The 14,691-nt window shown below is 45.1% G+C and carries 19 protein-coding genes; all 19 read right to left on the reverse strand.

The window, feature by feature from the left end; genetic code table 11:
* Positions 1–348, reverse strand: a complete 348-nt coding sequence (locus tag ACTQ1L_RS01585) for a hypothetical protein (RefSeq protein ID WP_349192855.1) — start codon at positions 346–348, stop codon at positions 1–3.
* On the reverse strand, positions 345–863 hold the full coding sequence (locus tag ACTQ1L_RS01590; protein WP_441365213.1) for a hypothetical protein: 519 nt from the start codon (positions 861–863) through the stop codon (positions 345–347). The genes ACTQ1L_RS01585 and ACTQ1L_RS01590 overlap by 4 nt, the downstream gene beginning before the upstream one ends.
* Positions 864–876: 13 nt before the next feature.
* Entirely contained in the window at positions 877–1,179 is a 303-nt protein-coding gene (locus ACTQ1L_RS01595) for a hypothetical protein (protein WP_055237740.1), read from the reverse strand.
* Positions 1,179–2,195, reverse strand: coding sequence for a putative phage tail protein (locus ACTQ1L_RS01600; protein WP_441365214.1), 1,017 nt, complete (start codon positions 2,193–2,195; stop codon positions 1,179–1,181). Before ACTQ1L_RS01600 ends, ACTQ1L_RS01595 begins: the two co-directional genes overlap by 1 nt.
* Complete coding sequence (locus ACTQ1L_RS01605; protein WP_441365215.1) at positions 2,188–3,297, reverse strand: baseplate J/gp47 family protein; 1,110 nt, start codon at positions 3,295–3,297, stop codon at positions 2,188–2,190. The genes ACTQ1L_RS01600 and ACTQ1L_RS01605 overlap by 8 nt, the downstream gene beginning before the upstream one ends.
* Positions 3,298–3,717: a DUF2634 domain-containing protein gene (locus tag ACTQ1L_RS01610; protein WP_441365216.1), complete on the reverse strand. Its 420-nt coding sequence runs from the start codon at positions 3,715–3,717 to the stop codon at positions 3,298–3,300.
* A 4-nt stretch (positions 3,718–3,721) separates the two neighbouring features.
* Positions 3,722–4,147, reverse strand: a complete 426-nt coding sequence (locus ACTQ1L_RS01615; RefSeq protein ID WP_118389209.1) for a DUF2577 domain-containing protein — start codon at positions 4,145–4,147, stop codon at positions 3,722–3,724.
* Positions 4,148–4,158: 11 nt separating this feature from the next.
* Complete coding sequence (locus tag ACTQ1L_RS01620; RefSeq protein ID WP_118389207.1) at positions 4,159–5,373, reverse strand: XkdQ/YqbQ family protein; 1,215 nt, start codon at positions 5,371–5,373, stop codon at positions 4,159–4,161.
* A gap of 9 nt (positions 5,374–5,382) precedes the next feature.
* Positions 5,383–6,042: a LysM peptidoglycan-binding domain-containing protein gene (locus ACTQ1L_RS01625; RefSeq protein WP_055237752.1), complete on the reverse strand. Its 660-nt coding sequence runs from the start codon at positions 6,040–6,042 to the stop codon at positions 5,383–5,385.
* Complete coding sequence (locus ACTQ1L_RS01630; protein WP_441365217.1) at positions 6,032–9,598, reverse strand: phage tail tape measure protein; 3,567 nt, start codon at positions 9,596–9,598, stop codon at positions 6,032–6,034. Before ACTQ1L_RS01630 ends, ACTQ1L_RS01625 begins: the two co-directional genes overlap by 11 nt.
* Positions 9,599–9,788: 190 nt before the next feature.
* Positions 9,789–10,259 (reverse strand): phage tail assembly chaperone, encoded by a 471-nt coding sequence (locus tag ACTQ1L_RS01635; RefSeq protein WP_118389203.1) that lies wholly within the window; start codon positions 10,257–10,259, stop codon positions 9,789–9,791.
* A 160-nt stretch (positions 10,260–10,419) separates the two neighbouring features.
* The gene (locus ACTQ1L_RS01640; protein WP_055237758.1) at positions 10,420–10,848 is read right to left on the reverse strand and encodes a phage tail tube protein; all 429 of its coding nucleotides are present in this window, start codon (positions 10,846–10,848) and stop codon (positions 10,420–10,422) included.
* A gap of 15 nt (positions 10,849–10,863) precedes the next feature.
* Complete coding sequence (locus ACTQ1L_RS01645) at positions 10,864–12,207, reverse strand: phage tail sheath family protein (RefSeq protein ID WP_441365218.1); 1,344 nt, start codon at positions 12,205–12,207, stop codon at positions 10,864–10,866.
* A 6-nt stretch (positions 12,208–12,213) separates the two neighbouring features.
* Complete coding sequence (locus ACTQ1L_RS01650; RefSeq protein ID WP_441365219.1) at positions 12,214–12,501, reverse strand: hypothetical protein; 288 nt, start codon at positions 12,499–12,501, stop codon at positions 12,214–12,216.
* The gene (locus ACTQ1L_RS01655; RefSeq protein WP_118389195.1) at positions 12,491–12,967 is read right to left on the reverse strand and encodes a hypothetical protein; all 477 of its coding nucleotides are present in this window, start codon (positions 12,965–12,967) and stop codon (positions 12,491–12,493) included. The genes ACTQ1L_RS01650 and ACTQ1L_RS01655 overlap by 11 nt, the downstream gene beginning before the upstream one ends.
* A gap of 12 nt (positions 12,968–12,979) precedes the next feature.
* Complete coding sequence (locus tag ACTQ1L_RS01660) at positions 12,980–13,498, reverse strand: HK97 gp10 family phage protein (RefSeq protein ID WP_306765753.1); 519 nt, start codon at positions 13,496–13,498, stop codon at positions 12,980–12,982.
* Positions 13,498–13,860, reverse strand: coding sequence for a DUF3599 family protein (locus ACTQ1L_RS01665; RefSeq protein ID WP_441365220.1), 363 nt, complete (start codon positions 13,858–13,860; stop codon positions 13,498–13,500). The genes ACTQ1L_RS01660 and ACTQ1L_RS01665 overlap by 1 nt, the downstream gene beginning before the upstream one ends.
* A gap of 9 nt (positions 13,861–13,869) precedes the next feature.
* On the reverse strand, positions 13,870–14,262 hold the full coding sequence (locus ACTQ1L_RS01670; RefSeq protein WP_441365221.1) for a DUF3199 family protein: 393 nt from the start codon (positions 14,260–14,262) through the stop codon (positions 13,870–13,872).
* Positions 14,263–14,271: 9 nt separating this feature from the next.
* Positions 14,272–14,685, reverse strand: coding sequence for a hypothetical protein (locus ACTQ1L_RS01675; RefSeq protein WP_441365222.1), 414 nt, complete (start codon positions 14,683–14,685; stop codon positions 14,272–14,274).
* Positions 14,686–14,691: the final 6 nt, after the last annotated feature.

Genomic DNA, 14,691 nt, shown 5'->3' on the forward strand with positions numbered 1-14,691 from the left:
TTATACCTCCTCTACTCTTTCTCTCTCATCAATGCTCCAAAGTGTAAGTGTGACATCATCCATGTTAAGAGGCTTTGCAACCATCTGGATTCCCTTCTCTCCATCTTCTCCATCTGTTTCATGCTCCTCATATTCCTTGGCTGGAATATCGACTTCTGCCACATACCACTTTCCGGATGCTGTGCCGATTACAAGATCTCCATCATCATCAAAACAGATATCCTTATGCTCCGGCTCATCCTTCTGGAGCTTGGCCAGATTTAACATAAGCTCGTCAGCGAACGTGATCTTGGTACCGCTCACTTCGTAATCGATCTTGGTGCCTGCGTTTTTCTCTACAATTTTCATGAAAGAATTCCTCCTTTTACAATGTATTTAACTGTTACTGATGTGGCACTTCCGTCAAATCCAAGTTTGAATCCGTTAAGAGCCTTATCTGATACCGATAATTCCCCAGGAAGCCCACCGGAAAAGTCCGTCACCCTCGCCTCTACAAGGTAGTTAGTTGTCTTCCTTGTCTTGGTAAGATTTATGGTCTTATCGCCGTTATTGAACGGATACTTCAATGTGTTAGTAAGGGTAACAGTACCCGTTTCCACAATGTTCTCCGTCTCAAGGCCGCTTACTCTTTCCTCGTGATCGTCTTCAAACTGAAGCTGATGCTGAAAGATAATCTGCTGTGCAATCTGTGAATCCTGGATAGCTTCCTCAATGCGGTTGAAGTTCTCTGCACTCTGATTGGTGCCATGCTGCATGAGTTTCCCGGCAGGCTCCATTGTCACAGTTCCGTCCGCATTCTGAGTAGCTTTGTATGTTCTTGCAGGATCTCTTACATTGTCCTGCCAAAGCATTCTGTCAAACATGTCTTTCCTCCTTCTATTCTTCTACCATAGGCACGTCGATCTGGATCAACGCACCTTCCGTTGAGCTCTTGACAATAGACCGGTTGCCTTCATACGCAACGTCTCCGTCTGCATCAAGCAGTCGTACTTTGGTAATAGTTATTGACATTTCATCGGTTGTCTCGATTTTGAATGTCATGGTATTTCCAGACATACTCTTTTCAGTGAATCGTCCTTCGTACCACTTCCCGGTTGCCGAAGCATAATACTGTGCTCGGGCAATCTTGCGCAGCCACCATCTGCGGTTTTTATCCAAAAATGTTTTCTGCCAAGCCACTACAATCCCTCCTCTCCACATAGATTTGTACCGCATTCTACATATGTTAAAACAGCAGAGCTTTCGGAAGTTCCAAATGAAACTCTGTTTTCGCTCTGCTGACCTAATGTAGCAATATCAGGGTTGGTTCCACATTGTTCGTATGCTATCAATGCAGAACTCTCATTTGTGCTAATAGTAATCTTATCCTCGTAAGAAATGCCTACTGTGGTGTTCTCCGGATATGTGCCGGCTTCCTGCTCCTCTGAGCTCGGTAAATGACCGTAGACAATATCAGATGAACTGGTACGTATATTTACACCATTTTCAAGAACCATGCCCTTAGTGGTATCTGTTGGATACGTTCCTGCGAGCATGTTTTCGTCACTTGGCATATGCGGATATACCACATCATTGCTGATTGTGCCGACATTCATGCCGGATGGAATGTATGCACCTACGGTTGCTATATCCGGCTTTGTTCCACACAATTCATATGGAAATACATAATGTGTGATACTGGTATGGAACTTTATCTTTGTGGTGCTTATGAGCAGGACTTCTGCCAGGATATGTGCTGGCTTCATTTTCTCTATCAGAGCCTCAAGGTCTGATATATATACCTGATTCTCCTCTTTTATCTGTACCGAAATGGTAAGTCTTGTTGTCATTCTTACGGATGGAGTTTCATCACATCCTGTATAATTCTTCACTATGCTCTTAATAAGTGAACCGGAAAACTTGTCTCCGCCATTCCAGAACAGCTTCACCCTTTTTCTTCTGTATTCGAGATCTGTCTGTGAATCAGGAAGAAGATTGAGCCATTTTTCCCACCGGCTTATCGTTTCCTCATCTGCAGTATCGATGAACTGATCCTGCATAAGCTTTTCAAGCCCTTCCGCACCTACATCAAGCGTTTTTCCTGCAAATCTGTAGTTGGTGTCCATTTCCAACAAATCCCGATAAAAAAGCGGACCGTAGGAAAGTAATTCCTCGTATCCGCTTCTTTGCTGATTGTAAAATACTGTACTAAGCATCGATCAGCACCTCCTTCAGAACAGGTGCGCTCTCCTTCCCTACCTTTACATTTTCAGTAGAGCCATTGAGCTTCAGAGAAGCAGGAACATAGTCTAATATGCTTTCTGCCGACGCAATCAGCGAACCAATTGAGGACACTCTCACAGTAATATCCTCGTCTCCATCGACAACCAGTGTCTTGAAATAAGTCTTGATTGCATTCTGGACTTCCGTCTGTGCTGTCTGCTTGCTGTACCCGCTTTTCAAATCCGCACTGAATGATACCGAAATATCAACCGCCTCCGGAGCAGCCGCCAGAAAATGAGCTCCCAGATCAGATACCCCATCTCCTAAGCCATCACTGAACGTAAGAGCCTTGCCGTTGACAGTAACTTGATACCCTTCCACAATCGGATCAATATAACTCTGTACGTCCTCTAATATGCTCTTAGCGGGGATTCCGCCCTCTGTGGAATATATGACAGCCTTAACGGTATTTTCGCCTCCGTACAACGGCAATATGTGTGCCCTGCCTACACCCGCTCTTTCCTCGCACCAGACTTTGTATTGTGAACGATTATTATTCTGTGCCGGTCCTGTTTTCTTTTCCTGCCATCTGCTTCTTAAATCATCGTCTGTTTCTTCCTCAGCTCCCGGAATATAAAGAGAGCCAAGCGTACATGCTTCAAGACCGTTGACTTCGTAGACTGGCACGACATTCTGTCCGGGCAGGATAGAATTGGTCGCAGTTCCAAGGACTTCTGACTCCAGCAAAAACCTGTCGTCCTTCGATATAAGCTTGAAGTAGCAGGAATCCACAAAGAACCTGCTTCCAAGCTCCGGAGTTGTGCCGGTAAATGAAACTTCATAGTAGGATGGAGTGGCACTTTGTCTGTAAATGCCATCCTGAGCCGCCTTTTCCGTCAAAACATCTCCGGTGCAGGTATCAACTGCCAGCATTTCAAAGGCTGTACTGAGATCATTCATGAATTTTGCAATACGGATGCAGTGACCTGTGGCAGCATCCATAAATAAGCTTCCCTGTCTGGTATCCACCCCGTATTCTTCACCAAGAGCTCTCGCCTGATCCATAAAGTAATCTTCCGTAAATTCTTCAAACACCTAAATCACCTCCTTTGTCTGTATGCTTCCGTAAATTGTGTCTACATCAAACGATATGATCACACTGTCCTGATGCGGATAGGTATCCTTAAATTCAAACCCGAAGTTGTAAACATCCAGAATTCTCGCGTCATGAATCAGTGTGTCTCTGATAAGGAAGGGCATTTCTGCCTCTATATACTCTCTTGTTGCAGTGTTCCTTATAACACTGTCACGTATTTCGCTGCCATACTGACTGTCATAAATAAGGCAATGAAAACGAGGTGTCAGAAGGGCTTTCTTTATGAACTGCTTAACAGCCTCCTGCTCATCTATGAATCCGGCAATCCGACCAGCTTCCCAGTCTATAGCGTAGGTTCTTGATGTGATCGTTTCCTCGTCTTCAATGGCAGCAACCGGAATAGCTATGTCAACCGCCATCTGATTACCCCTTTCTGTCCAAAATGTAATATTGTTTTCCGCTGTTGAATGCCAGCAGATAAACGGTATCGCCTTTCTTTAGTGCGTTATGAATCATAAGAACTCCGTCTCTGACAGTAAATGTTGCCAGAAAATGGGAATGTGCTCCATCATCGCTTCCGCTTAGTTCCTCATGTGTATGCTTTCCGTCCGTCTTCGTTTTTGATATGAGAGAGCCGGCTCCCGTTTCCAGATCAACCTCGACCTGGTAGTCCGTAAGGCTTCTCGGTACCACAAGCGAATTGGCGGTTAATACCATTTTTGCATCATTCTTCAGCGTGACTTCCAGTGGAGAGGCGGATGTTACAATTCCCTCCTTCACACTCGGTGCTTCCGGTGCCATTGATTGTATCAGCTGTTTTATTCCGGTAGGTGTTTCCTGATCTGCCATAATCCATCCTCCTAACTAAATGTGCCATCATCAACCCAACCAAACACCCTGCTCTTGCTGTCTGTGTGCTCTAGGTGCCATGGGTGAGCCTTGCCTTTTGCAATGTGAGTAATCTTGGCCGGACCTGCATTGCATCTGGAGCCGGTAGGCTTGCTTGCGGTACTGTTCACATAGTGGTAACCTCCATTGAACTGCACAACGTCTCCTATCTTGTGTTCAGAGCTTGTCTGTGTTGAGCCTGATGATTTTGTCACAGGCTCTGCAAAGTTAAGCTTTAAGGTCATTGTATGGCTTTCTCTTGTGTACTTGTGGGTGTCTTCATCAATAAAAAAAGACCGTTTTAATCCAAGATGAGGGATGATAACATAAACACATTTTCCGGATACAGCTTCCGATACTCCCATGCCAGAGACCTTCAAACTCTGCTCCGGTGTCCCCTTTTCATCAAAGATTGATTCGACCAGCTCCTGCATCTGTGCGGCTGTGTAGGAATCGTCCACCGACTTTACCTCCATGAAGGTACCAATCTTCGATTCCAGCTCGGTATTGGCTTTCTCATACACTATCGCATCCTCCTTCGACAGGAGCCTTACTCTGGTTCTTATCTTCTCAATGCTCTTGGAGTATTCGTAACTGGTGAGGTTTGACTGACTGCTCCCAGCTTCCAATACCCACTGCATGGCATTTTCCACTCTTTTTCTTAAATAAATCGTGCCATTTTCGGAAGAAATATAATATCTTTCCCCTGTGGCTTTATACGTTGTGCTTAACGCATCGAGCATCACATCATAATAAGTTGTCTTTGCTTTTGGAAGTTCCGGTATTACATAGCTTGTATCAACCGCATTTCCTGTCATTCCCAGCCTTGACATACAATCATTGAATATATCTGTGGCCGTCTTGTTTGTATAGCAGAATGAATCCTTGTTGTTCGCCAGATAATAAGCATTGTCATAGGCTTTTACCACCAGCTTTTTAGAATTACTCTGCTTATGGCTTGTGATTATGCCCCGGAACAGCTCTTTGCCGCCCTCATAAAAAACACATTGGTCTCCATTGGCACAATCTACCGTAACCCTTGAATGATTGTATCCATCATCATCCATCAGAGTGATACTGACAGACCTTGGAGCAGCTCCTTTCCTGCCGCTCCAAGTGATCTCCTCGAACATATTTGACACATCATAGCCCGTTCCGTTATGGATAATTACAAATTGTATTGCCATGGCTACCTCCTATGCTGCCGGTATGGTATAAACCTGTCCGGGATAAATCAGATTTGGGTTACTGCCAATAACACCTTTATTCGCATTGTAAATAACGGTATATTTAGCTCCTGATCCGTAGAACTTCTTTGCGATGTTCCAAAGACAGTCGCCCTTTTTCACTGTGTATGTCTGTGCCGCCGGAGTGTTATCCACCCTTGGAGAGGATTGTGAAACAGTAGCTTTCTGTGTGGTAACATTCACCTTGATCTGACGCATGGTGATTTCTCTGTACTCCTTGAAGGTAATGTCAAACTGCACCGTTCCAGGATCGCCGCCAACCTCTGATGTTTTGAATTTCTCAATGGTGGCATACATGGATATTCCCATGCCTCCGGTAAGAGTAAGCCGCACCGGCTTCTTGGTGTTCTTCATTGCCAAAACCTGTGCTACTGCTGTGTTCGGATCCGGAATGTTGCTGTAATTGCATCCGCTGAAATAAGTCTTCGGGAAAAAGCTCGAAAAGCTAATGTTCGCAGCTGCACTGTCCTGTATAATCGTACACTCACCAACTCCATACACCTTGAGGTTGGAGTTGTCACTGCCATACGACACTTCTATTTCTTCCGGAAGAACCGGAAACCGAAAAATGCTGTTCAGCTTCATTGCTAATTGATAATTAGAACTCATACGACAAATCTCCTTCCTCCTCAATTTCCTGCTGAATGATACCCATAAGAGCATCCTTCATGTTCGACATTAACAGGCTTACAACATCTTCCTTTGTGACACCATTTCCGGTTACCTTCATTTCTCCAGCACCCTCTACTCTAAAAGTCACTGTCCTGTCGCCGCCTACTGTATCATTAGCCGCCTGCTCCGGCTCCACATAGAAACTGTCCGAAGATGTATCTTTTGCAAGTATGTTAGCTGTTTCATCAGCTGTATAAACAACTTCTCCGCCACCAAAATTGACAAGCTCCGGACCTTCCTCGCCGACCAGTGCAAGTCCCGGTTCCGCATCTACGGTACCTTCTGCGTATGCATGATATCCACCGCCCTTTAGAGTGGTGTTTGCAAAGCTTAGGGAATTGATTGCACTCTGGGCTTTCGATACTCCGTCTTGAATTTCCTTCACATAGGCATCCATAGTGGATTTCGCATTTGCCTTCGCTTCATCACTCAGGTTTAGATTATCAACAGCTGTTTCCATATCCGTCTGTATCTTGGTAAGGGAATCAGAAAAATTCGTCTCCAACTCTGCCATACTGGTTGCTGTATCGCCTTGAGCTGTCTGCAGGTCATTGTATTGCTTCACTACTGCTGACAGATCTGCATCATTCATGCTTTCCATGCCGGCCAGCATTGCAGCTGACTCCTCACTGCCATCTGACAAATCTTTCAGCATATCAGACAATCCTTCGATTTCGTCTGCTCTGGCTGTAAGAGAATTCATGTTCTCGTTGTATGAGTTCCAGTAATCTATCTGTGACTGCAACGCATCCTTGATACTCTGGGATGTCATTGCTGTTACATCCTCAACCTCTGTCCATAAATCATACTGACCTTGAACACTCTGCAGAGCTGAATCGTAAGCATCATCATAGGCTGTGCACAATTCTTCAAGCTGTGCCGAATAGCCTTGAATGACACTGCTTGCCTCGTTGTATCCGTCAGATGTACTCTCCAGTACCTCTCTCTGCTGCTCATATATCTCAGAAGCCTCTGTTGCTGATGCAGACGCAAGAGCAAGTTCTGACATCATGCTGTCGATTTCTTCCTCAGAGTACCCCATTTCTTCATAGCATTCACGAATGGCATCTGTGACACGATTAAATTCCTCTTCTGCATCTGCAGTCGCATCTTTAAGCACACTATACTCGTTATAGGCATCTTTTACCGATCCAGACCAGTTCATTTCAGCTCCATCAGCTAAACCCGACCATGCTAAGAATGGATGTTCTTCCGACCAATCTTCATCAAGAGCTTTCTGATATTCTTCATATGCTGCATTCATGGACTTATTAGCTTCATCAAATGTGGACTGTGCATTTTGGTACTGTCCTATATAATCCATAAGCTTATCCATGTTTGCCTGTGCTTTCTCCTGATTTGCGGAATCAGTAACCGCCTGCCATAAATCTTCCACCGACATGTTCAGTTTTCCGTTTGTAGAGTCAAGCGTGAGGTTTAATCCCTCATAGGAATTGTTCAGTCTATCGACTATGCCTTGCATAATTTCCAACTGCCCACCAGATAGATTTGTATTTTCCTGCATAGCTACAAGTTGAGCGATTAAAGATTTTGAGGAAGATTCGCTATCATCAATTCCACTCATTGTTTCTTCGTATTTGCTATCAATTTCATCCAATGCCGTTCGTAATTCCTCGGTCTGTGCAACAAGATCTGCTATAGTCTCTTTATTTTCCTCAAACGAAGCACTCAACTCGTCGATTTGGTTTTTTAATTCGTATGCCGCAACTGTATCTGCCTGTCCAGCTTCTTCAAGTTCTGCATATTGATCTTGTAATTTATCGAGTTCCTTTTGTGTCTCCTTTGACGATAGAGTAAGATTCTCCTGCGCCTTTGCCATCTCATCTTCTGTATTATTAAGATAAATAACTGCCGCTGTAACTCCTCCGATTGCTGCTGCAACCAACGCAAGCGGTCCAAGGGCTACCGACATAGTAGTCCCCATTGCCGCTGTAACTACAGTCGCTACCTTTGTAACAGCGGTGTACGCAGTAAGTGCAAGAGTGACACCACCAATCCCAACAGCCGCACCAGTAAGCAGTGCGGAAATTGCTGGATGTTTCGTGATAAGTTCTGTAAATCCATCTGTAATATCTGCTATACCATTCTTAAACTGTGTCACCGTAGGGTTTATGTCGTCTCCAATGGCGATTGCGAGGTTATTGAAGCTATTCTGCATACGTTCTGTCGCATACTGCGTAGTATTCGTCATAGCAGAATAAGCTCTCTCCGTTGTTCCTGCTGAATTTCTCAGCTTATCCAGATTGTTATTAAATGTATCAAGTCCCTGATTGATAACAGCGTTGGCAGCCTTTCCGGCTTCTGCACTGCCCCACAGGTTCATCAATGCTTCACTGTCCTGATCCACGCTGTTATAGAGAATTTCCAGAACGTCTGCCAATGAATATCCTGACTTCATCAACTGTCCGAAGGACTGTCCTGTTTCCTCCATGATTACTCCGGCAACCTCCGAGCCGGAATCACCCAGCTCATTGAACATACTGGAGATATAGGTCGTGGATTCTTCAACGCTTACACCCGCCTTGGTCAGACTGATGTATCCTGATTCCAGATTGTAAAGATCAATCGAATAAGCGGATGCCGTACTGATAGCTTTACCCATGCTGCTTGACAACTGGTCGATTGTCATAACACCCAAGTTCTGGGATGTAATCAAGCTATCCGAGATATTCGTTACCTCGGAAGCTTCCAGCTGATACGCATTGAGGGCTGTCGTTAATACAGACAGGGCAGATGCAGACGATGTAAAGCCCGCTGTGGCAAGCTTTGACGCTTCTCCTACAGTTTCTACCGCTCCCTCCGTGGCGACACCGGCTGATATTGCATTGTAAGTGGCATCCGCAAGCTCATTTACGTTCTTTGCAGTGTCCTTTGATAATCCAGATATCTGTGTAGAAAGCTGATCTGCGGACAGCACGGTGGTGTCGGCTACCGTAGATACCATGGCAACATTCGTCTCGAACTCTGTAGCTTTATCAGAGGCATCTGAAAATGCATCCGCTATTTTATTCAGTACCGCCACAATTCCGACTGTAGCAAGAATATCATCCAGTCCTACCACCGCATTTTTTGACTTGTCCCCGAAATCCTCTGATTTCTTGCTCGTTTTATCCATTTCCTCTCCGAGCTGTTCTGTCTTATTCTGCGCTTCCTCCGCCGCATCCGCTTCTGCTTTCAGTGCATCCTCTGTCTTAAAGCCCATATTTACAAGTTCTTCTGTTGAATAAACCGCTTCCAGACAGCCCTTATCATAATTGCCAACTGCATCCGTCCAGTAATCGGTTGCCTGCGCCGCCTTTTCCATTGCTTCTGTGGCTTTCTGTGTTTCTTCTGTGGTATTTGCAAATGCCTTATCCGCTGTATCCGATAATTTGTCGAAAGCGTCAAGTGTTTTATTACCGGCACTGGACATAGCATCCAACTTATCGCTTATTTCATCGATGGCTTTAAATATTACCGATAATCCAGCCACTACCTATCGCCTCCCTTCCGACCGGACAGCAAATATACTCCTCGTCTGCAAGGGTCTTCAGTTTCTACAAGCTCGGAAGCTATAAAGAAACCTCTTTTTCGCTTGGGCATTCTCTCAAATTCCTCTGGTCTGAGACCATGCCTCTGCCAGAGGACGTGTGCCCAATACTCCAAAGTGCCCTTGCTTTCAATCAGTTTTTTGCGTCTTCGGTCTCCTTAGCCTCATCGTCCTCCTCCGTCAGGCCAAGAACTTTTAACACCTGCTTGCTTACGTGTCCGTATTCCTTATTGGTAGGGAATACTTTAAGCGGCATTTCGGTAATGTCCACGCATCCGAAGTATTCCATGAGCTTCTTGTCCTTCAGATCAGGATAAACGAGAGCCTCTACCATGAGGTGGCGGGCTGCCTTGTTTCTGTCTCTCTCGACCTTATATACAACATTGCCATTCTGAACAATGAAATTACCCTTCTTATCCTTGAGAGGTGTCTTGGATTCATACATCTCATTGATTTTCGCAATAGTGTCGTTGTGCAACTGCTTAATTTCCAGCTGAATCACATTGCCATTCTCGTCCTTGATGGACTCAGGACCTGGAACCGTAACAATCTGTTCCACCTTTGCTTCCTCACGCATGAAGTATCTCAAATCTTTATTAGCCATAATGACCTCCTATTTTCTATTCTCAGGCCTCTATTTTGACCTGTAGCACACTTTAAGTTCCATAGACAGTAGTTAATCTGTCTGCATGATTTTGAACGTAAAAAAGGCACACACAAAACCGAAGTTCTGCGTATGCCTCTGCTGTTCATGACTGTCCTGCTTAGGACATATTCTTGGCGCCAAAACTGATGCTGTCCTTTACTACATCTCCATCTGTGTCAAGTGAAATGAGATTGATATCTCCTGTCAGTACAGCTCCAGTCACTGTTACGGACTCGCTTCCGCTTACCTCGTAGAAATCAGAATCCTTATCGGTTCTGATGCCCTGGATTGTAAGCTCCGGAGTGATTCCAGAGTTCTCATACTGCTTAACGATATTATTCCATCTTGCAGTAGTGCGGTACTCGTCAATGCTTCCGGTAATATCTCTGCCAAGCCAGCGTCTGTTTGTTCCCTTATCGCCCAGCATCTTGCCAGACCATACCGTAGGAGTGTAAACAATCGTAAGCTTTACTGCGTCCATTACCTCTACTCCATCAATATAGATGTGACCTTCTTTAAGGCTGAGTGGTTTTCTGTTCTCGCCCATATTCTTTCATCCTCCTTATCTTGTTGATACAGAGAAGTACAGTTTCTCTGCTGAATCTACTGCCTGCAGTCCGACATTGAAGAACGTCTCGTCTCCGATACTCTTACTCTGATCAACGTAGAAGTCGTTTTCTGCATCCACGTTCGTGATTGCTCCCTGCTTCGCATAACTCTGGAGAAGTGCTCTTCCAAGGCCTTCCATGACAAGCCATCCATCCGGGTCATTGTCAAACTTATTCGGAGGGAATGTCAGCTTCAGATCATCTGCAAAGCTGTCATATACGCGGATTACTCTGTTCTTGGAATAATCTGATGTTCTCTCCGTTGTGAACTTATGGAGGCTGTTGATATCATACTCTACGATTACTTCATCCTCCTCGGACATAGAGAAGAAAAACTCTCCGTTGGAGATAGCTTCGATTGCTTCCTCGTTGGTCTTTAAGCCGACAACATCCGTAGCACCCTCAACCGCAACATATGTATTGGATGTGGTCTTGTCTGCTCCTGCTGTCGCACCTGCCACCCACGCACAAGCCTGTGCATTGGTAAGCTCCTGACCATCTACCGCATAGGAGTTTGTCACATTGATAATTCCTTCGTAGTCAGATTCGGCATCTGGAAGTACTGCCTGCACAGTCTTTCCGCACTGTTCACGAAGATATTTAATCTTTGTGATTACCGCAGTCTTCTGTGAGGACTCGTCTTTAGGGAATGCCATTGTATTCCACTTGATCTTCTCGGAAGCATCCAAAAATGCTGTGATATCGGTGTTCTGCACAGCTCCGTCCGTTCCGCTTTCAAGATTTGTGGATGCAAATGCAGTAAGGTTTGCGGATGTGGATGTTGCTGAAAACACAACATACTTACCAGAGTTTACCGCAATCAGATCAGCGATTGTGGTAAGCCCTGTGTACTCCTCCACCTTGTCTGCACCAAGATATACCCTCACTGCGAAAGTAGAAGCTCCTGCCTCTGCCACGCATGCAACAGCAATATCATTTCCTCTGGTACCGCCATATGCGGCCGTAATGGTCATTCCTCCTGCTGTCTTCGTTGCCTTGTCTCCATTGTTGATAATGTAAACAATAACGGTAACAGCATTCTTGAATGCCTCTCTGATTAGCAGCATAAAGTCGTTTGTGTCATAGATACTGTGTCCAAGCTTTGCCACCTCCGCATCCGGAGACGCAGAGGTCAATTTCAGAATCCCCTTGTCAGGTCCCCATCCAAGCCCGATCAATGGAATGAGTGCGGTACCTCTTGTGGATCCGTTAGGGCTCTGCTGACGTTTTGACTTGAAGTTAATATAATCTCCAGGTCTTTTCTTTGAAACATTTACTTCAAAAGTTCCACCAGCCATGATTTACTATACCTCCTTTTCTAACCATGCTTTAATGTGTTCATGTACTTCCTGGATGGAATACTCACCATCCGGAAGATCTGCAGTTGCTCCTGCAAAAGTGCTTGATGTCACATGAAACAGCTTCATGCAACTCTTTCTGATCTCATCTAAGGAGAACTTCTTTTCTTCCATAACTTTCTCTGCAGTCGGCTGTTCCATAACTTTCTCTGCAGTCGGCTGTTCCATAACTTTCTCTGCAGTCGGCTGTTCCGTAACCTTTTTATCTGCATCTGACTGTCTTCTACTCGGCATTTTGACCTCCTTCTATTTGCTCAGCAATAGGAGTGCCATTGAAATAGAACTCCCTTGCCAGTGTTGCTGCTTTCTCGTTAAATCTCGTGTATCGCTTCCATGAAATCTCAATCTGCCACACACCCTCGTCCGCCTTGGTCGCTTCCATGCTGTCTATTCGGAAGTTATTTCCTGTCCGTTTTCCTTTTTCATCTACCAGCGGCACTTTATAGCGATTCCCGCTTATTGCATGTACTATCTGCGAGCACTTTCCTCCTGCGGAAACATTGTCAATGTCCATCACCTTCGCATATAAGGTAAATGTCGTAGCGTATGTGTTTGTTGAGAAATCCCCGCTTTTCTGGTGCGGAGAAGGATAAAATACACAAGGGATTTCCATATCCTCTGGCACTTCATCAAAATATGCCGGCAGGTTCAGAATGCCGGCAACAAAGTAGTAAAGAGCCGCAATCTCAAATTCCAGCATTTCCTCACCTTCCTACATAAAAAATTGTTGTAACCATTGTTCCATCTTCTGTTCCATGAGCCCAGGAAGCATATCCTCAATACAGCGGACTGCGTCTCCCCAGTAATGTGAGCCTTCAATCCATTTCTGCTTCAAAAGCATTCCTGTCTTAGCTCCCGGCTCATAGATGAAATGCTCTCCCTGCCAGTATCCCGGAACAAACCTGGTATTTACCCCTTTTGGGTTCAGCCAGTGACCTTTATCCGCATACTCTGCGTATTTCACATTGGTGCCGACTTCTATAGTCATGCTTCCCTCATTCAGCACAAAAACGTTATCCTGCTCCCCTTTTGAGAAGCTATTCAGAAGCAGTCTGGTGTCAACTGTCTGTTTCCGGATGATCTCGTCCTGCACAATTCTGAGGAATTCATACCCTAAGCCTTCCATGAAGTTGACCAATTCCTTCTTGAATTCTCCCTGAGCTGCTTTATCCAGTTTTCCAACAAATCCTTTCAGATCTGAAGTGTCAATCTTTACATAAGTTGTAGCCACTATAATGCCCCTTTCACAGTTCCTTTCCGCTGAATATTTACCATAATGTGATGGTCTCTAATGTTGTGAGGCATTTCCGCTGTATATGCCAGTCCGGTATTCTTATCAACAACCTTGTCATTGACACGAACGTCCGTATCTGCCGGAAGCTGTAATTTCCCAGAGTATATGAATTCGTTCGCTGATTCCGTCTGAGTAAGTTCTGCATTAGCATTCACATTGAAATGACACGCTACATCTTCAACGTCCGGAACCTTCGGATATGAGAAACCTGTCTGCTTGATTGCAAACCCCATATCCTTTTCCCCTTTTACCATGTGATAAATATCACACCTATGGTCCAGTAAATCCTCAAATGCCATAAGCGCCTCCTATAACTTCCTAATTTTCATTGTCACCTTGCCGTTATCAGGCTGGATGATGTAATCATCTAACATCAGAGCCAGCCCCAGATTTTCGGCAATGTCTGAATCATTGTCCATGGTGTAGGAGTAATCATCAAAGGTCTCTGAGCTTTTCGCTCCCTCCTTCTGTGTAATTGCCTGCTTGGCATAAGCTTCAGCCAATAAAATAACTGCCATCCGGACATCCTGTGGCAGCTCTTTTTCGTACTCTTCTGTATCAAATCTGTTATGCGTATGGTAAATAACATATCTTTCTGCTCTGGCTATATCATAGGCAAGTCGAACATCAGACCTTGCCGCCACCTTGGCAGATTCAGAATACTCTTTTACCTCCGCAGGCTGTACCCAAGGTCTCTGCATGTGTTCCTCCTACTCTAATCCAAGCTTAGAAAAATCTACAAGTCCGAGAGCACCATTGATACGTTCAACATACTCGTCATGCTTGCTGCATCCTTCAAGGCTGATATTCTTCTCTTCGGCCAGAGCTAAAAGGTCGGCATTACGCATATGGGATACTTTGCTTGCTGTCAGTCCGTCCTCAACTCCTGCTTCTGCGCTAGCTCCATTCTCCGGAGCTTCCGGCTCCTCGTCTTCTGCGCTAGCTCCCGTGTTATCGGTATTCAATTCCACCGCAGGATTAGCAATCACTGGCTGTTCATCAAATCTGCCGGTAGCAAGAAGCTGTTCTGCCAGTCCGTCCTCAACTTCAAAAGGCTCCCCCTTTACACAGGAGAAGCCTCTGATAGAGTAAGAAAGCCCGGTATTAAGTGATAATCGTTTCATAAGGCA

Source organism: Agathobacter sp. LCP21S3_B2, from assembly GCF_052118705.1.
GTDB lineage: Bacteria > Bacillota > Clostridia > Lachnospirales > Lachnospiraceae > Roseburia.